This is a genomic window from Rheinheimera sp. F8 (genome assembly GCF_001518915.1).
The window spans coordinates 790,015-807,761 of record NZ_CP013656.1; the positions used below are offsets into that span (position 1 = coordinate 790,015).

At 54.5% G+C, this 17,747-nt stretch carries 16 protein-coding genes; 9 read left to right on the forward strand and 7 right to left on the reverse strand.

The genetic code is table 11. The features are described 5' to 3' along the window. Positions 1 to 118: 118 nt before the first annotated feature. On the reverse strand, positions 119 to 1,207 hold the full coding sequence (locus ATY27_RS03570) for a branched-chain amino acid aminotransferase (RefSeq protein WP_279614571.1): 1,089 nt from the start codon (positions 1,205 to 1,207) through the stop codon (positions 119 to 121). A 153-nt stretch (positions 1,208 to 1,360) separates the two neighbouring features. Next, the gene (locus ATY27_RS03575) at positions 1,361 to 1,975 is read right to left on the reverse strand and encodes a transporter substrate-binding domain-containing protein (RefSeq protein ID WP_208932790.1); all 615 of its coding nucleotides are present in this window, start codon (positions 1,973 to 1,975) and stop codon (positions 1,361 to 1,363) included. Between the two features lie 513 nt (positions 1,976 to 2,488). On the opposite strand from ATY27_RS03575, the gene ATY27_RS03580 reads away from it, so the two are divergent. Further along, the gene (locus tag ATY27_RS03580) at positions 2,489 to 5,302 is read left to right on the forward strand and encodes a hypothetical protein (protein WP_208932791.1); all 2,814 of its coding nucleotides are present in this window, start codon (positions 2,489 to 2,491) and stop codon (positions 5,300 to 5,302) included. A gap of 41 nt (positions 5,303 to 5,343) precedes the next feature. Here the strand turns inward: ATY27_RS03580 and ATY27_RS03585 are convergent, their stop codons facing one another. Next, positions 5,344 to 6,195: a DUF2306 domain-containing protein gene (locus ATY27_RS03585; protein ID WP_208932792.1), complete on the reverse strand. Its 852-nt coding sequence runs from the start codon at positions 6,193 to 6,195 to the stop codon at positions 5,344 to 5,346. A 202-nt stretch (positions 6,196 to 6,397) separates the two neighbouring features. Here ATY27_RS03585 and ATY27_RS03590 point away from each other — a divergent pair, with 202 nt between their 5' ends. Continuing rightward, positions 6,398 to 7,483: a helix-turn-helix transcriptional regulator gene (locus ATY27_RS03590; RefSeq protein WP_208932793.1), complete on the forward strand. Its 1,086-nt coding sequence runs from the start codon at positions 6,398 to 6,400 to the stop codon at positions 7,481 to 7,483. Here the strand turns inward: ATY27_RS03590 and ATY27_RS03595 are convergent. Then, positions 7,467 to 8,234: a transporter substrate-binding domain-containing protein gene (locus ATY27_RS03595; RefSeq protein ID WP_208932794.1), complete on the reverse strand. Its 768-nt coding sequence runs from the start codon at positions 8,232 to 8,234 to the stop codon at positions 7,467 to 7,469. The two genes, ATY27_RS03590 and ATY27_RS03595, sit on opposite strands and share 17 nt — an antisense overlap. A 62-nt stretch (positions 8,235 to 8,296) precedes the next feature. Continuing rightward, the gene (bla, locus tag ATY27_RS03600; protein ID WP_208932795.1) at positions 8,297 to 9,061 is read right to left on the reverse strand and encodes a subclass B1 metallo-beta-lactamase; all 765 of its coding nucleotides are present in this window, start codon (positions 9,059 to 9,061) and stop codon (positions 8,297 to 8,299) included. 201 nt (positions 9,062 to 9,262) lie between these two features. Here bla and ATY27_RS03605 point away from each other — a divergent pair, with 201 nt between their 5' ends. Continuing rightward, positions 9,263 to 9,772: a hypothetical protein gene (locus tag ATY27_RS03605; RefSeq protein ID WP_208932796.1), complete on the forward strand. Its 510-nt coding sequence runs from the start codon at positions 9,263 to 9,265 to the stop codon at positions 9,770 to 9,772. 81 nt (positions 9,773 to 9,853) lie between these two features. On the opposite strand, the gene ATY27_RS03610 is transcribed toward ATY27_RS03605, so the two are convergent. Further along, positions 9,854 to 9,991: a hypothetical protein gene (locus ATY27_RS03610; RefSeq protein WP_208932797.1), complete on the reverse strand. Its 138-nt coding sequence runs from the start codon at positions 9,989 to 9,991 to the stop codon at positions 9,854 to 9,856. A gap of 199 nt (positions 9,992 to 10,190) precedes the next feature. On the opposite strand from ATY27_RS03610, the gene ATY27_RS03615 reads away from it, so the two are divergent. Next, positions 10,191 to 10,976, forward strand: a complete 786-nt coding sequence (locus ATY27_RS03615; RefSeq protein ID WP_208932798.1) for a TMEM175 family protein — start codon at positions 10,191 to 10,193, stop codon at positions 10,974 to 10,976. 116 nt (positions 10,977 to 11,092) lie between these two features. On the opposite strand, the gene ATY27_RS03620 is transcribed toward ATY27_RS03615, so the two are convergent. Further along, the gene (locus tag ATY27_RS03620) at positions 11,093 to 13,639 is read right to left on the reverse strand and encodes a serine hydrolase (RefSeq protein ID WP_208932799.1); all 2,547 of its coding nucleotides are present in this window, start codon (positions 13,637 to 13,639) and stop codon (positions 11,093 to 11,095) included. A gap of 221 nt (positions 13,640 to 13,860) precedes the next feature. Between ATY27_RS03620 and ATY27_RS03625 the strand changes: the two genes are divergently transcribed. The 5 genes from ATY27_RS03625 (at position 13,861) to ATY27_RS03645 (ending at position 17,734) form a co-directional block, all read left to right on the forward strand. Beyond that, entirely contained in the window at positions 13,861 to 14,304 is a 444-nt protein-coding gene (locus tag ATY27_RS03625; protein ID WP_208932800.1) for a nuclear transport factor 2 family protein, read from the forward strand. 11 nt (positions 14,305 to 14,315) lie between these two features. Then, positions 14,316 to 14,660 carry a YciI family protein gene (locus tag ATY27_RS03630; protein WP_208932801.1) on the forward strand — a complete coding sequence of 115 codons (345 nt, stop codon included), beginning with the start codon at positions 14,316 to 14,318 and terminating at the stop codon, positions 14,658 to 14,660. A gap of 30 nt (positions 14,661 to 14,690) precedes the next feature. Then, a complete protein-coding gene (locus ATY27_RS03635) occupies positions 14,691 to 15,947 on the forward strand; it encodes a sigma-70 family RNA polymerase sigma factor (RefSeq protein ID WP_208932802.1) in 1,257 nt (418 codons plus the stop codon). A 78-nt stretch (positions 15,948 to 16,025) separates the two neighbouring features. Then, positions 16,026 to 17,075, forward strand: coding sequence for a prolyl oligopeptidase family serine peptidase (locus ATY27_RS03640; RefSeq protein ID WP_208932803.1), 1,050 nt, complete (start codon positions 16,026 to 16,028; stop codon positions 17,073 to 17,075). Positions 17,076 to 17,173: 98 nt separating this feature from the next. Then, positions 17,174 to 17,734, forward strand: a complete 561-nt coding sequence (locus tag ATY27_RS03645) for a TlpA disulfide reductase family protein (RefSeq protein WP_208932804.1) — start codon at positions 17,174 to 17,176, stop codon at positions 17,732 to 17,734. Positions 17,735 to 17,747 lie beyond the last annotated feature (13 nt).

A 17,747-nucleotide genomic window follows, 5' to 3' on the forward strand; every position in this document is an offset into this window, starting at 1 on the left:
TCCTGTTTACCATATCGAAGACTGTGTAGCGCTGCAAGAATGGAGCATCGGAGGAGAACAAAAAGAAAAGCAGGCTTTAGGCCTGCTTTTTTAACGGGAAACGTCTGAAAGTATGACGTTAGATTTTGGTCAGCCAGCCATGTTTGTCTTCGGCTTTGCCCCATTGAATATCATTCAGCGCTTGGCGCAGACGGGCTGTAGTCGGGCCTGGTTCACCGCTGCCGACTTTAAATTCAGTGCCGCGGTGGATCAGCGTACCAACCGGTGCCAGTACTGCTGCAGTACCGGACAACGCTGCTTCAGTACCAGGTTTGGCGGCGCGTTCCAGCAGTTCGTCAACTGTCAGATCACGCTCAGACACTGTCATACCCAAATCACGGGCCAATGTCAGGATAGAATCGCGCGTCACGCCATGCAGGAACGATGCATCCAGCGCTTTGGTGATGATTTCATTGCCGTCGATTAACAGGAAGTTGGCCGCACCGGTTTCCTGGACATCGCCATGCGGGCAGAACAGCACCTGGTCAGCCTGATGTTTTGCTTTCGCCTGCATCGTTGGTTGCAATGCGCTGGCATAGTTACCACCGCTTTTGATCATGCCCATATGCGGCGCACAGCGGGCATTGTCTTCTAACAACAAGCGCAGCGCACGGCTGCCGCCAGCGAAATAATCTCCAACCGGTGATAACAACACATACAGCATTGAAGTCAGCGTAGGCGTTGCGGCTTTGCCGATCGCGGGTTCAGTGCCGATATGGGTAGGGCGGATATACATTGAACCCGGCGGTGTTGGCACGTCTGCGGCGAAGTGACGCACGGCATCAACAATCATCTGGCTCAACAACGCTGGTTCGAATTTAGGTAAAGATAATAATTCCGAGCTTTGCAGCATGCGGGCGATATTTTTATCCATGCGGAAAATGGCGATAGTGCCATCTTCGTGGCGGAATGCTTTTAAGCCTTCAAAACAAGTACTTGCATAGTGCAGCACATGCGCGCCCGGATGCAGACTGATGCTGTTTGCCGGGACAATGGCCGACGGCCCCCAGGCATTTCCATCAAATTGGGCCATTGCCATTTCAGGCATAAATACACTACCGAATGCTGCCATTTGTTCTTTCCTGCTGATGACTGAAGGGCCAGATTGACTGGCTGATTTAGTTTGAGTTATTGATTTACAGAGGGTTTCACGCAACGCGTTTCGCACTGTTCACGCCGATGGAACAACATCAGCTGACCGGGCGACACACGGAAAAACGCCGTCGAAATCGTTGTACACTTTCGCCGCATTGTAACCAGCCTGACTGAATTCGGCATCAACTATCTGCGGGTCTATCCATCCGGAAGTGTAAATAAAGGCTTATTGCAGCGGCCGGGCCAATACCGCATCAACCCGTTGCATCAAATGGCCAGCTTCGGCATGTTGGCGCGATAACACCAGGTGTACCGGTAACTGTTCTAATGGATCAAACACCAGCATTGGATTGGCCAGTGCCATCTCGCTGGCGTGATAACAAAGGAAATAGTCGTAGCGGCCACTGAGTAATAACCGGAACGCATCAGGCTGGTTGCTGATGTCGTAACGCTTCACTGCAAATGCGGCCAGTTCTGGCCGTTGCTGCAGAAATGTAAAGCGGGTTTCACTGAGCGCCAGATAAGGGTAATGCTGCAACTGGCTCAGGTAAGACATGCGCTTGGTGCTGCGCAACCGCACGACACCCAGTTCCACCGCATACACCGGCAACCGGCTCAGGTGGAACTGCTGGGTTTGTTGACCTGATGGCGCAACGACAGTCGTGAAATCAATGTCTTGCTGCAACGCATTTAAGCCGCGTTGCAGCGAATAAAAGCGGAAGTCCGGCTGAAAACCGGCGGCAGTTAACACCTTGCGCACCTGATCGATGCCAATCCCCTCCGCTTGCCCCTGCGGGTTACTGAATTCATAGGGTGGCAAATCGGAATAGAAATAGGTCACTGGTTCAGCATGGCTTGTCGATGGCAGGCACACAGCGGCAAGCGCTGCCGTCAGCCAATAACATCTAAGCCTGAGCAGCGATCGCCATTTGATGAACCTGAACTGCAACAACGGCGTGACCTCCGGACAATGCAGCAAAAAGAGTGTTAGAAATTAACCTTAGCACAGCGCGGCAATAGCTCCTTGTGGTCTGAACATACAGGGGGATTTTTCGCCGATTTCCGCCACCAAGAGTATTTGCACTTTGGGCAAATGCAGCCAGAATCTTTGACGGATAGTCGGGAACGGGCTGTCAGAATGCAAGGATGTTTTTTTAACGCAGGCTTGGATGCTGTAGTGTCAGGTCGCCAGACCGGCAGAAAATCCAGTAGTTGTCTTTATGTTGTCGCGTCACTGTCATCCGGCATTGCCAAGCTTTGTTTCGGTATCAAACCGCATCGTCAGCAGAGGATGTGGTGCGCGCGACAGCACTGCAAAGCAGTGCTCTTTCAGACAAAACTACAGGAGGTTCAGATGTCATATGCCGTACTTCAGCTTAGCGATTTTCCCAAGGGGCGTTGGTATTTGTGGTTGCTGGCGGTTTATCCGCGTTACCAGCAGCTGATTTCTGCCAGACAAAGCCCGGCGCAGGCTTTACAGCAAGTCATTGCAGAGGCGGAGACCGGGAATGCTGTGATCCCGGCCGATCTGCGTTCAATCATCGTTGCCGCCGCCAATAAACTACCACTGAATAATACGCAGCAGCGTTGGTTAAAGTATCTGGATGATGTAAGCCGGCCACTACAGGACTTCACCACAGAATGGGAGTGGCTGATTGAACTGATTGCGCTGCAAGGGGATACGGCGGTGACTCCATTGCCGCTGCAGTTATCCGGCAGTATCACGGCGCAAGCAGAAATTGATGTTTATCATCAGACAGATGCCAGCAAGGATCACCAACTGGCTATTGCGGCCAGTCAGGCGCTGGTCCGCTTTGGTCTGACCGGCGCGCTGGTGGGTGGTTTTGGCACAGGCAAGGTCCCGCTCGGCGCATTGGCCGGTGACTTCAGTGGTCAGGGAACCTTAAAAGCCAAGCTGGATCTGTTTTTTGTTGCGGCGAATAACAGCACATTAGCGCACACCTTGCCGGACATCGTCGTCAGCATGCCGGATTGGTGGTCGTTGCAACAGACATTGCAATTCAGTCAGTCGGCCAGCGGCCCCCGCCGGATGCAGCTGTCGACGCTGGCCGAGGTTAAGCTGTCTGGTGAGCTGAGTTTTGGCCGCAGTTATACCCGCAGTTTCAGCAATACCCACGCATTGGCGGCGGACCTGTCCGTGCAGGCTGATTTGGGCGTCAGCGTCAACTTTGCTGCGTTGCAGCAAGGTCAGTTTGAATTGTTGGTTGAGCGCCACAGCGACGGCGTATTGCGCTTATCGTTGCAGCGGCTGGCTGCGCGTGAGCGTGACTTTGGTCTGGCACTAAACGCCAGCCTGCAGATCAATGGTGCCGATAAGGTCGCTGCACGTTTATTGGCAACCTTACCCGGCGATGCGCAATTAACTGAATTCAGGAGCAAACTGGCCGCCTGGCTCGACCCCTATGCCATGCTGCAGCAGGAAGTCGCAACATTGCTGACGCAATTAGACTCCACGCTCCTTCAACAACTGCTGGCCGTCGTGTTTGGCTTACAAAGCCCTGAGCAGGTCTCCGCGTTGTTACAACAACGTTTGTCAGATCTGATTAGTAATAAGTTACTTGCGCGCGCAGATGTGTGGACCGGCGATGTGCAGGACATTGTGACCGACAGCCTGACGCAGCTTTCCAATAACTGGTCGCTGCCGCCCGCCGTGTTACAAGCACTACAAGATGCCATCGTGTCGAAGTTGGGGGAGCTGCGACAAAAATTAGCCACTGTCCTGAATGAACTGGTCACAAAGCTGGTGACGGCAAGCCAGACTAAAGTGTTGTTACCGCTGGCGGCGACCGGTAGTCAGCTGGAACAGGCCATCAACAACAATAGTGCGGTGGATTTGGTACGTGAACTCAATAACTGGCTGACGGGTTATTACCAGATCCGGCAGAACCTGGCCGCCAGGATCAGTGAAATCAGCCAGAAAAAATTAGGTCTGGCTATCGTCAGCAATTGGCAATCCAGTCAGCAGCAACAAACAGTCACCCGGTTTCTTATCCAGGCTGATACGCCTGTCAGCCGCATTTTGTACCAGCGTTGCCTGCACGGACAGCTGGAGCAATTGCCGGTGTTGTTGCAGCAAGCACAGCAACAGGGCAGCATCGCCGACGTTTGGTATCAGTTTGACCAGCTTAGCAAAGCTACCCGTCAGGTCAGCGTGGCATTAGATCTGTTTGGACTGGAATTCAGCTGGGAAAAAACGGTCAGCCGGAGTCTGCATTTTGCCGTCGATCAGCGCGGGCACATCATTGCCGCCGCATCAGAGCTGCAGATCAGTGAGCGCAGGAAGCTGCTGGGTGAGCGGCGCGAGGCCAACTTCGCCAGCGCAGAAGAATGGGCGCTGGTCGACGGTCAGGCATTGCTGAACAGCGAATTGTCCTTTGGTTACAGCTATCAGGAAGAAACACTGGATCAACAGGATGCAGAGCAGTTTTTGCATAGTCTGGAACAACTGGCGTTATTTGCCCCCGGCTTGCAAGACAGATTTTTCCGCTTAATGCAGGGACCTGTTGCCAGCGCGCAAAATCAATGGCGTCAGGTGCAGATAAATTTGCTGTTAGATTTGTCCGCTCCGCAGATGCAGCGTTTGCTCAATACAGCGCCGGGTGCATTTCGGCTGGCGTTGCAACTGCAAATTCAGGCGGTGCAGCTGCTATTGCCGGACTTCAGGCGGGATGATGTGGCGCGGCTTGCCGCTGATTATCTGCAGGATGAAAGCGCCATGCGTACATTGGGTGGCAAAGGCACTGCCCAGGATTTATGGCAGCGCGGTGGTGAAGGTTCACGCAAGAAAATCGAGCCCGCTGAGCGGCTGATTTTTGATATCGCCCGCCAGGCGGTGCAATGGGAGGAGTTCCTGCACACACTGGCGCAACTGCGGCAATATCTGCAGCAGCCGCGCGAGCTTGCGACCACCGGTCAGCAGCAGGCTTACCATGCGACTTTGCAGCAACTGAACGAACGACTGGCCGAGGCGATTTACCCCTGGGTAGATGCACGTGATCGCGCAACATTCGACGACCGGATCTCATGGCGTTTTGGTGCTTTACTCCAGCTGATTTGTCAAAGCTGTGGCGTAGCACCTGCTGATGCGGTGGTGTTGCAGGTCAGCATGCCGACAGCGAGCGGGATTCAGCAAACCTTGCTGAAATAAATCGCGATGCCGGCAGTCATGGACTGCCGGCATCTGTTGGCTCACCACACTGCACTGATGCGGGGTCCCCACATCATCATCGCGGCGGCCCCAACGCCAAGTAATGTCAGCAAAAATCCTGCGGTCATCAACAGACCGGCGCACCACAACAGCAGCAGGTTCTGGCTGCGGCGGCTGCGCCACCAGACTTCAGCCACCAGCATCGGCAAGGCATAGCAGGCGAATGACAGCACCAAATCCGCCGGACCGTCCAATTTAGCGTTGTTGCCATACGGGCCCTGATGCAGCAGGTACCAGCCCATCAGAAACAGGCGAAAAGTCCAGACCCCGTTGATCAGAAAGAAGCTATGCAAAGCAAAACGCTGGTGTAAGGCAAAATTGCGCTGCCGGGCATAAAACCAGGCAAAGCCGACTGCGACCGGGATCAACAATCCATTCAGCGTTATGCCGATGGCGCCCAGATCACTTAAACGCGAGCCACGCACCCAGGTAAGATACAAGCCGGTCAGCGCGCCACAAAGCCCCAGCGTTAAAAACAGCCGACCGTTCCAGCGATGGACCCGCGGCCAGCGTTGCCGTAGCTGTGGTACCAGTTGCAGCAGCCCGCCGATGCTGAGTACCGCCGCGGGCAATAAATGGGCAAACAGTATCAGATTGCCGCTGAGATCACCGGCGACAAATCCGGTAATGGGCCTGGCCTGATTTGCCTCCAGATAATGGCCAGTGAATACAGGCCACAGATACAACAACCCAATATAAAACGCGAACAGCCACTGGCCACACAGCGCGCTGGCAAACCAGGCGATGCCACTGAACTGCAATAACTGTCGGGCGCTATGGCCCGCCTGTTGTGTACTGTCAGTGCGGCCGGATAACGACATAAAACCAGACATCGGAAAACCTCCTTTAGCAACAATCTCTGCTGCAGCATGGCGGCTGTGACTGGTGAGATCGCGCCGGATTTGAAAGTCGGCGCAATAAAAATGGCAAAAACCACACGGCCGCTGGCGGTAACAATTGCTGACAGCTGGGTTTTGCCGGGACGGCCACCGTAGTGGTAGCATCGGCCGATGATCCCGTGGTTGGAGCCGGTCGATGTTGCATCAAAACCTGCAGTTCAGTTTATTTGTGCTTAGTCTGATCCTGTTGTGTGTGCAGGCCGGTGTCAGACATAAACGGGCAGTCCATCTGTGGTTTGCGCTGTTCTGTGGCTCGATCGCCATTATGGCGCTGCAGCGGCTTGGCGGTGCGGAGTGGGGCATCTGGCAATATCTGATTGGCCTCGGCGCCTGTCTGACCTGCAATGGCTATTGGCTGGTGGCGCGGGCGATGTTTAGGCCCGGCGTTGCGGTCGACCAGCGGCATATCGGCGTTGCAGCGGTCGTTGCGGTGCTGGTAATGGGACATCAGTTGCTGCAGTTACTGCAGTCACAATGGCAGCCCACCGCTGCTATCTGGGGGCCGGCCAACACTGCCACGACGGAATTGCTGACCTTATGTTCATCGACGATGCTGATGCTGACCTTGTGGGAAGGGTGCCGTGGCCTGACGCAGCTTAAAGGTGCTGAACGTGCGCAACGTCTGCTGTTTCTGGCCAGTTTTGCCAGTGCGCTGTTGTTGTGTCTGATCCTGGCAAAAATCTGGTCTGCAGCGGCCACAGAGCCTCACCTGCAGCAAAATCTGGCGGCGCTGGCTGCGATGTGGATCCTGGTCGTGACACAAGGCTTAATTTGGTGGCGTTTTCCGGCCAAAACTGCAGCGCTGGAGGCTCCCGCTGCAGCAGAACCTGAACATGAAGCGGCAGCTCCTACACCATTCTGTGCTGCTGATCAGCCATTGCTGGATGCTATCCACAATGCGTTACAGCAGGAACAACTGTTTTTGCAGACCAATCTGAAAGTGGCCGATCTGGCGCGGCGCTGTGCTGTGCCAGAATACCGGGTCAGCCGGGCGCTCAGGCAGCAGTATCCGCAGTGGAATTTTAATCAGTTGATCAACGTGCTGCGCATCCAACATGCCCGGCAGTTGCTGGCCGATCCTTCGAAACAACATTGGCCAGTGTTAGTGGTTGGGCTTGAAAGTGGATTTGGTTCTGCCGGCCCGTTTAGCCGGGCTTTTAAAGCTGTCGTCGGCACCACGCCGCATGATTACCGGCAGCAACAACTTAGTGCACTGCAGTAGTAGTGCTCTGCGGCGGTAATAAACAAGATTTGCCTTTGGGATGAAAAGTGGCCGGGTTCTGCAGGCCTTTGTCGATTTGTTGATTCACCTGCTTTATAAAAGCGGGCGCAACGTGCGCGGCAAAGGCGATATGAACTTCACCTTCGACCACCACCAACCTGAGCTGCTGATACTTCGCCCGACGCTCGGCCGGTAACGCGGCAAAATGACGTTCGGCGGACACCAATAAATCGGTCCGGCCTTTATCCAATAAATCAAAAGGTTGTACTGTAGTGTGGCTATATGGAATTAACCACTTGCTGCAGTTTGGGTACTGCCGCAGCTTTTCCAGCGGTTCGCCAAAATAACCTTGAGCCGGCACCAGAATACGGGCCTGTTGCATCACAGCGTCACACCAGTCGCCAATATTGTCCCACTGTGGGGCGGATTTCAGCCGGTATAAATAGATGTTATTGCGGCCAATCGGCTTGCTGAACTGAAAAGTGCGCTGTGCGGTTTGCGCCAGACCAGTGACCAGTTCAATCTCGCCGGATCGCAGTTTCTGTTCGCGAACTGCGGTGCCAGGGTTGCCTTCAACAAAACTCAGCGGACAACCCAAGTTGTTGAAAAAAGCCTGTTGCCATTGGTCGACACAAGTTGGCGTTGTGCTTTGGCGTTCAAACAAATGGAAGGTACGCAGCTGTGGCGGGCATTCCGTCGCGGTCGCCAGCAGGCTGGTGGTGAACAATCCGCTTAGTAGCAATTTCGACATGTCAGACACTCAAAACCAACGAGAACCCAGCATGACCGGCAATGACCCGGTCGGTCAAGTATTCAGCGTTTTGTGAATAACGCCAGCGAATAATCCAGCAGTTGCGGACCACCGATATCGCCATGGCCCGGTACGACGATAACGGCCTGCGGATATTTGGCTTTGAGCCGTTGCAGGCTGGCCGGCCAGGCGGCAACGTCGGCGTCGGCAATGTTGCCAAGGCCCGGATACCGTGGAGCTTTAACAAAACAGCCGCCGTGCAACAGCTGATATTGTGGCAGCCACAGCACGATATTGTCGGCCGTGTGGCCAGGGCCCGGATAAAACCATTGCACAGGGCCATCCTGATAAACCCCGCCCGGTGCTAAATCAGTCGCCACCTGCAGTGGTGTGATCTGCTGCGCTGCGGCGATAGCGCCGGTCTGTGCTGTCACCTGCAGCGGAATTCCCCGTTCCGCCAGTGCCACAACACCGCCGGTGCGGTCATCATGGGCGTGGGTTGCGATGGCTTTGCGTACCGGCTTTTTCAGCACCACATCAATCCAGTGCAATAAATCGCGGGTTGGATAAAAGCCCCAGGCGGTATCCAGTAACCAGACACCGTCCGGTGTCTCGAGGATCAGGCCATTGGCGGTGAACACGGCACCATTACTGAGCTTTTGTTCTGTGCGGTGCAGCCAAAGGCCATCGGCCAGTTGCTGCACCTGCAGCTGTGGTGATATCTGCCGGACCGGATAAGGCGAAGGCAGCTGCAGCGTCGGAGCAGCATGCACCAGAACGCCGCTCATCAGCATCAAAATGGCCACCAGCAAGGTGCGTAATTTCATCAGTGATGTCCCGATTAACTTGTCTTCAGCCTCAATCAGCTGATTATGCAGACTTTAGCCAATTTCTGTCACCGCCACCGTGATATTTGTTCCTGTTTATGCGAATTTTATCAGATTTTTATCACTATAAAAGGTACGCGGCCGGCTAGATTGACGGTGCCTGAACTGATCTCAGGTTTCTTTTTTTCAAGGAGATTGAACATGGAACAACAATCATTGGTCTGGTCGTTACCGGTACAAAACGTCAATGCCAGCCGCAGTACCATTCAGGGTTTGCAGGACTATAAAAATCGCTTCTGGGCTATTGGTCTCAATGGTGACACCTTACAGCCGGACGGCTTTCTGAAGTTCTTTAACGACCGCAGCCTGCCTTTTGCATATTTTGTGCGCAGTCAGGGTTTGTCTATTGGCACCGACGCTGCTTATGACAGCAATATCAGCACCTTACAGGCATACATCCAACAACAGATCAATGCAGAAGCAGATTTGGTCAATGCGATTATTGGTCAGCTGAAGGACTATCAGGCGCGAAACTGGGCGATTGGCTTAAATGGCGATACGCTGCAGCCGGATGGTTTTGTCAGTTTCTTCGGTCAGCGTCAGTTGCCATTTGATTTTTATGTCCGCAGCCGGGGCGTTTCTTTGGGTGAACCGACCGCCTACGACCACAACATCCAGACGTTGCAGCAATATCTGCAACAACTGCGTTAAGCGCACCGACCCTGGGTGACACTGCAGCAGCCTGTACTGCTGCAGAATAAAAGGCCGGGTTTGTAGTCCCGGCTGTTATCTTCAGGCGGAAAAACGCTCGACGCTTTGATGCAATGTTTTGGCCTGCTGAGAGCTTTCTTCACTGATCTCGGCGTTATAGCGGCTGGTGTCGAGTGTTTCCTGCGCCAGATCACGGATCCGGGTTACATATTGATTCACTTCACCCGCAGCCAGGCTTTATTTTTTTCAATGGCTGCGGCAAAACCCCAGCCTTGTTCACCGGCGCGTGCCGCCGTTGTAACCAACTGCAGGCTACACCAGACTCTGATCCGGCAAGGTTTTAACTGCGGGTTTATGTTACTCGCCGTATCGATGCATTATGCTGTTGTGCAGCACCAAAAAAACGACAGGGATATCCATGACATCCAGCCCGGCAAACCCGCAGATCACCCATCAACCCAATATTCCGGATTATGCCCGGACACATCTGCAAGCGACTGGGGTCGCCACTGCCCCACAGTTTCAGCAACGTGGACTGCAGACCACCCGAATTGAAACTCTGACCGACGCTGCATTTGCGTTTGCTTTCACCCTGCTGGTTATAGGTCAGGGCAAAGTGCCGATGAATTACAACGAGTTGCTGCTGGCGGTCCAACATATTCCGTCCTTTTTGATCAGTGTCGCGATGCTTGGTACTTTTTGGTACGGTCATCATAAATGGAGCCGGCGCACTGGTTTGGATGATGGCATCAGTGTGTTGCTCAGTTTTGTGTTGGTTTTGCTGGTACTTATTTATGTCTATCCGCTCAAAGCGGTATTCAGTAGCATGCTTTATTGGTTTAGCGGCGGCTATTTCCCGGTGGGAATTCAGCTGGAATCGATGGCGGAACTAAGCGGTTTGTTTCTGATTTACAGTCTGGGTTACGCATTTATGGCGGCTTGTCTGGTCGCCCTGCAATGGCATGCTTTGCGTGCTCCACAACCGCTGCCATTTACCACCTTTGAACGGACAGTATTGCGACTGGAACTGCAATCCTGGACTTTACATCTGGTAGTGGCATTAAGTTCGGCGCTGATAGCGGCGACAGTGTCAGGCGAGCAGGTGCTGTGGGCCGGTTTTATTTATGGCAGTTTTGGTCTGGTGATGCCGTTATTCGGCTGGTACGCCAGATTGCAGAAGAACAAAGTGATTGCTGCGCTCTGAGCGCTGTGTTGCATCACAGCAGGGGGTTGCTAAAACCGCGAAAACTCAGCGGTAATAATGACCGCTGAGTTTGCTGCTGACCCTTCATTGCGCCGCGCTGCAGCTAGTGTTTTTGCTTAATCCAGTTGCAGACCATGCCGGTACAGGCGAGCCGCCACCTGCAACATCGCTTGTTGCCAGGCCTGTGATTTACTTTCATCTGGTGCCAGCCAGTATTGGCCATCGCCGTTGAGCAACAGGACAAAACCGGTTTCCGTCGCTTTGTTGTAATACATCATGCTGCTGGCGCCAACAAACAACCCATTGTGACCCACATAGTCGCCACTGCGTTGCCAGAACCAGCCCGGAAAATCCTGGCCTGGCGCATAGGGCTGGTCCCAGCCGAGCATTTGTTGACGACGGGTCTGGCTCAGGCCTGGCAACGCCTGCGCCGGAGTTTCGCTGGCGATAGCTGCAAGGTAAGTCGCCAGGTCCCGCGCCGAGCTGTGCAGCATCCCGGCGTAATAATCGGAGGAGGCATAACGCGGCAGCGGCATCAGTTCACCTTCCGGTGTCGGCAGGTACAAAGTTGCGGCGTTGCGAAAATCTTGCTGTGGCCAAAAGGTATTGTGCAGTTGCAAAGGCGTCAGGATTTCGCGCTCTGACCATTGCGCAAAAGGCTCGGCGGTCAGTTGCTCCAGCGCCACACTGGCCAGTTCGGCGCCGACGTTACTGTAGTTTTCGACACCGGCGGCAGCGAAATTCTGCGGTTGATACCAGGCACCACCTGCTTGCAGATAACCGGCCAGGAAACGTTGATGCGAAGGTTCCGGCGTGCCGCACTGGTTTGTGCCGCGCAATTGATCGAGCAAAGAAACCCCGTCTTCAGCGCTGTAGATGGCGCAAAACAACGTACTGTCCTGATCGATGATGCCGGATTGATGCTGAGCCAGCTGCAGCCAGCTTGGATTTAAGCTCTGGCCATCCGGTCGTTGCAGAAAAAATGGCAACGCAGGCAATGGGTTGTTGACGGCAATATTCAGTTTGCCGATAGCTGTCCCGAGCAGGGTTTTACTAATCGACGCGACCAGGGTCGGTGTATCGGCAGTCATGGCAGTTTTAGTTTCAATATCGGCCAGGCCATCGGCAAAGGTGGCCACCACTTTACCTTTGCGGACCACTGCAGCGGCAAGGCCAGGTTGGTTGTATTGCTGGCGGAACTGACGCAGCGTATTTTGTACTTCGCTCGCCGACGCTGACTGTGCTGCCGGTGCCTGCAACAATTGCAGCGCGCGATCTAAAGCACTGACACTTTGCAGCGCCGAGTCGAGGCTCAGATATGGATAGGCCGGTACATCGGGCAGCACGCCCTGTACTTCGAGTAATTGCCCCGTCGGATCCTGATAGCGCTCATTACTGAGCGTCAGGGTCCAGCCATTTGGCAACTGATGCATCAGTGCGTCTGATAACGAACCATGCGTCGGCTCGCCGACAATAGTGGCCTGTGGCAGATTTTGCAGCGCCAGCGTCATCACTTCGCCGGCACTGACGGTGGAGCCCCCGGCCAGTACCTGTAACGGTTTCAGATAAGGAGTATTCGAGGCCGGTAGTTTGATTTGGTGCTGGCTGCCGCTGCGCAGGCCTTTGCTGCCGATCACTCTGGCTTCGGCGTTAAACTGGCTGGCAATCTTGAGCGCGACGGCATCAAAACCGCCCTGATTAAACCGCAGGTCAAGCACCAGACCTTTAGTTTGTGCCAGCCAGGGCTGCAGTTCCTGCATTGCCGCCGCCGCTGTGTTGATATCGTCTTTGGCAAATTGCAGCCAGACGCTGGGCGCCGTCGATGTCGGGTCCGGCTGGCTCAGTGCTGACAGCTGGTTCAGCCGCAGATAACCGATACCTCCCGGCAACATGCCATATTGCAGGGTGGCGCTGGCCTTCGTCTGCTGTAAGCCCGGCGTCAGCAACAGTGCATCAGTTTGCTGTTGCAGCAACTGGTGATACAGCTCCAGCTGGCCGAACAGGCTTTCGCTGTCGCCGGCAGCGCCATCGGCTTCGACCTGCGCGAACAAACCACGCCGCGCATAACCCTGTAACGACGGGCCATCAGCACTGCCCAATACCAGGTGCGCATCGCCGAACCGGGCAACAATTTCCTGATAATACTGTTGTTGCTGTTCGGTACTGGCGTTGGCAAACTTCGGCTGATAGTCACGATATAGTTGTTCCCAGTTGAGCTGGCGTTCTGCCGTGAAGGCGTAATATTGCTGGATGTCCTGCCAGAAAAATTCGAAATTTTTTGCGCTGTCCTGCTCGCCGTTGAGTGGTTGCAGGCAGCTGGCTGGCAGTTGCTGCAGGCGCTGGAACTGACCAAACAAACCCGGGTCCTGCGCCAGGCTGAGGTCTTTGCCATCGGCGCTTAATTGCAGTTGTGGTGTCAGCGCCTGAACTTCTGCAGCCGGATGGTCGGCCTGGCGTACACAACCAAATTTGTTCAGATTGAAGATTTGCAGCCGGTTTTTTTCCAGCTGCCAGACGGTGCCATAACCGGTTTTTTGCCAAAAGCCGTGCACTGTGGGTTTTTCGGCCAGCAGCGCTTTGGTTTTTTCGTGGTCATAACAGCCACTGAGTAGGGCCAGTGCGCAGCAGCCGGTCAGAATTGGTTTGATGTACAAGCGTTTCATTCGCAGTCCTCCTGAAAAAGTGCAGGCAGTGTAGCGACAGGCCTATCAGCAAAGCTGTCGGAGCTTTGCTGTGGATCTGTCAGCGTTTGTAAGCGAAATGAAAATTCTGCAGGAGGTCTTACCAGTAAAAAATATCCGGCCGGACTGTCGAGGGTGTTGCTGCCGCAACGACCAGTACTGAATATCACTACACACTGCCCAACACCTCAAGGAGCAACCTGATGCACACCACAGAACCAAACCTGAGCCAACTACACCATGCGATTGACCAATGGGTGCAAGCAATAAAACGCAGCGATTTCGCGGCGATCTGCAGTCATTATACGGAAGATGTGCGGGCCTTTGACGCGGTCAAACAACTGCAGTTTCGCCAGGCCGACTATTTCGCACACTGGCAACAATGCCTGGAAATGTGCCCGAATCATCTCGCTTTTGACCTGAAGGATATTCAGATCCGTCACAGTGCGGACCTGGCCATTATGCATGCGTTGTTATATTGCGCCGGCACCAATGACAAAGGCGAAGTACAGGGCTGCTGGATGCGCGTGACTCAGGGTTGGCAGCAACAACAGGGCCAATGGCGGATTTTCCACGACCATTTTTCTGCACCTTTTGATATGGTAACTGGGGCCGCGTTGTTTGATCTGCAGCCTGACGCCGCCTGAGGAACATAACGATGAAATATTTATGTCTGGTCTACAGCGATGAAAAATTGCTGCATTCACTGCCGGAAAGCCCAAAGGACCCTGAGTGTTTTGCTTATGCCGCAGCGGTGCAGCAAAGTGGCCGTATGCTGGCGGCCGAGGCACTGCAGCCGGTGGCCAGTGCCACCACAGTGCGGGTACGCGCCGGTAAAACCTTGTTAACCGATGGCCCTTTTGCCGAAACCAAAGAACAGCTGGCGGGTTTTTATCTGGTCGAAGCGCGGGATTTAAACGAGGCCATTCTGCTGGCTGCGGGTATTCCGGCGGCGCGGGTCGGCTCAGTTGAAGTGCGGCCGGTGCGTGAGCTGGATGTCTGAGTTGGTTCTGCTGGTCGCGGGTGGATGTTGATGGCTGCAGTCGTAACGCCAGCAGTCGTAGCGGCTTTGTATCAGCAATATTCACGCCGGGTGCTGGCGACTTTAATCCGCTTGCTTGGCGATTTCAGTCTGGCCGAAGACGGCTTACAGGAGGCTTTTGCCGCGGCCTTGCAGCAATGGCCAGAGCAGGGTCTGCCGGACAATCCGCTGAGCTGGCTGGTGTCAGCCGGCCGTTTTAAAGCCATCGATAAACTGCGTAGCCAGCAGCGTCAACGGGCCACTGCTGAAGCCTGGTTGCTGGAGCAGGGCGAAGACGCTGGCCTGGCGACTGAAACGGCGCGGCCGGACGACACGGCAATGCTGCAGGATGACGAGCTACGGCTGATTTTTATCTGTTGCCATCCGGCGTTATCGCCGGAAGCGCGACTCGCGCTGACGCTGCGCGAAGTCTGTGGCCTGACGACTGAACAGATAGGCCGCGCCTTTTTGCAAAGCCCGGTCACTATTGCACAGCGTATCGTGCGGGCTAAACAAAAGATCCGTGACGCTGCCATTCCCTATGAAGTGCCGCAAGCCGCCCAGTTGCCAGAGCGGCTCGATACGGTTTTAAAAGTCATTTATCTGCTGTTTAACGAGGGCTATAGCCAAAGCAGCGGTGACAAACTGCTGTGTGCGGAATTGTCGGCGCAAGCCATTCGGCTCGCCCGGCTGTTACAACAGTTGTTGCCAGATGACAGTGAAATCAAAGCGCTGCTGGCGTTATTGCTGCTGCAGGAAAGCCGGCGTGCGGCACGACTGGATGCTACCGGCGATCTGGTTGTGTTGGCGGAGCAAAATCGGGCGCTGTGGGATCAGCTATTGATCGCAGAAGGTGTGCAACTGACGGAGCAGGCTCTGTCCGGGCTCCGCTTTGGTCCTTACGCGCTGCAGGCGGCCATCGCCGCACTGCATGCCGAAAGCCCGGCGGCGGCAGACACCGACTGGCCACAAATCGTCGCGCTTTATGATGTGTTGCAACGGCTGGAACCCGGGCCGGTGGTGGCACTGAACCGCGCTGTCGCCATCGGCCAACGCGACGGTGCGGCGGCCGCATTGCCGCTGTTGCAGGCGCTGGAACAACAGGGGGGACTCAGTAATTATCATTTGTTGGATGCGGCATTGGCTGACTGCTACCGACAGCTGCAGCAGGTAGAGCTGGCCCGGCGCTATTACCAGCAGGCGCTGGCGAAAACCAGTCAGGCCGCAGAGCAACGATTTTTGCAAAAAATGCTGAAAATGTTGAATTAACGTAAATTGATCGCTTTTATCTGTCGATTCGCCCTGTTACTCTAAGACCAGATATGAACTGGAAATGGAGTTATCCTGATGAAGTTAAAGCGTTTATTACAGTTTGTTTGCCCTGTTGTTTTTGTGGTTGCTGCAGGTCTGACACAGGCCGCCACCCCTGCCGCGATTGCCCCGGCAGCCGACTTCAAACCGTTGATGAAAAAATCTATAAACTGTTTTTCTGGCCCGTTTCAAAGCCATGACAGTTTTTTGGGGATGTTGCTGGCGCGCAATCAGCATAAGCCGCAAGTTCAGGCGGCGACCAAAGCCAATTTCCCTAAAGCAGAATTCGAACAGTATCAGCAGCAATTACATTGCGAACAATTTTTTTATGACGTTGATGGTGTAATGGTCATGGGGTATCTGATCCTGCCAAAGTCAGCCGCTGCCAAATCGTTACCTGTTTTGGTGTACAACCGCGGTGGCAACGGCCACACCGGACAGCTGATGTTTGGCGGTCCAGTGCTCAAGCAGCTGATGCCGCTGGCGGCACAGGGGTATGTGGTGTTCGCCAGTAACTATCGGGGTGATCACAATCCAATGAAACTACCGCCAGAACAAATTGGTAAAGACGAATTTGGCGGCGCGGATGTGGCCGATGTGCTGGCCTTTAAAACCATGCTGACCCAAGTTCCGGCGGCCAATCCTGAACATGTTGCGATGATGGGGCATAGCCGGGGCGGTATGCAAACCTGGTTGGCGGCCAAGCAATGGCCGGAACTGGATGCACTGGTGATTGTTGCCGGTGTGACCGATTTAGAGGCCGAGTTGCAATATCGCCCTGAGATGGAAAATGTATTCAAAGCGCGGATTCCGGATTACGCCAATAACAAAACAGCCGTTTTACAGCAACGCTCGGTCAGCCATTTCCTGCCGCAGATCCGTGCCGACTTGCCGGTGATGATTGTGCATGGTGACAAAGACGAGCGGGTTACGGTTGGCAACGCCACACAAATCGCCAAGCTGCTGGCTGAGCGCAAACAACCGCACGAGCTGGTGATAGTACCGGGCGGCGATCATAGTTTAGGTAAACAAATGCCGGAATTACGTGAACAGATGGACCAGTTTATCCGCCAACAGCTGCGCTAAACCACAACGTTGCCGGCTAGCAGATTTTCGAAGCTTTTATAATGGCTTAGCCTTAAGATGGTTTTTCACAATCATGCAAAAACAGAACGGAGTTGAGTATGCGCAAAGCGGGAATAAGCAGTGTCGGGATTGTATGCAGTGTGCTGTTGAGCCTCAGCGCCTGTAGTCAGACGCCGGCAGCTGTTGCAGCTAAACCTGTCGCGGCAGCGCAACCTGCAACGGCAACGGCAACGGCAACGGCAACGCCTGCTGCTGCATTCGCTATTCAGCCTGGTGCACAGCTGCCATGGCAGACGCTGCGCACTATTGACGGCAATGAAGTGACCCTTGCGTCGGGTAAACGCCAGCTGCTGCTGTTTTTTGCCACCTGGTGCGGCGATTCAAAACGGGCGATGACCCAGCTGATGGCGTCGGATCTGGTGCGTCAACAAGATCTGCAAATCATTGGCATTGGTCGCGAAGAACAAATTCCGGCGCTGCAGAAGTTTCGCAGCGAATATAAGCTGAATTTTGCGTTAGTGGCCGATCCGGACCGGGCGCTGTATCACAAAGTCGCCAGCAAAGGCATTCCGCAGCTGGTGACGGTTACAGCCGACGGGACCATCCAACAGGTGCTGCTCGGCGAAGTGCCGGATGCGATCGCGCAGCTGCACTGGTAATGTATTTAGCTGT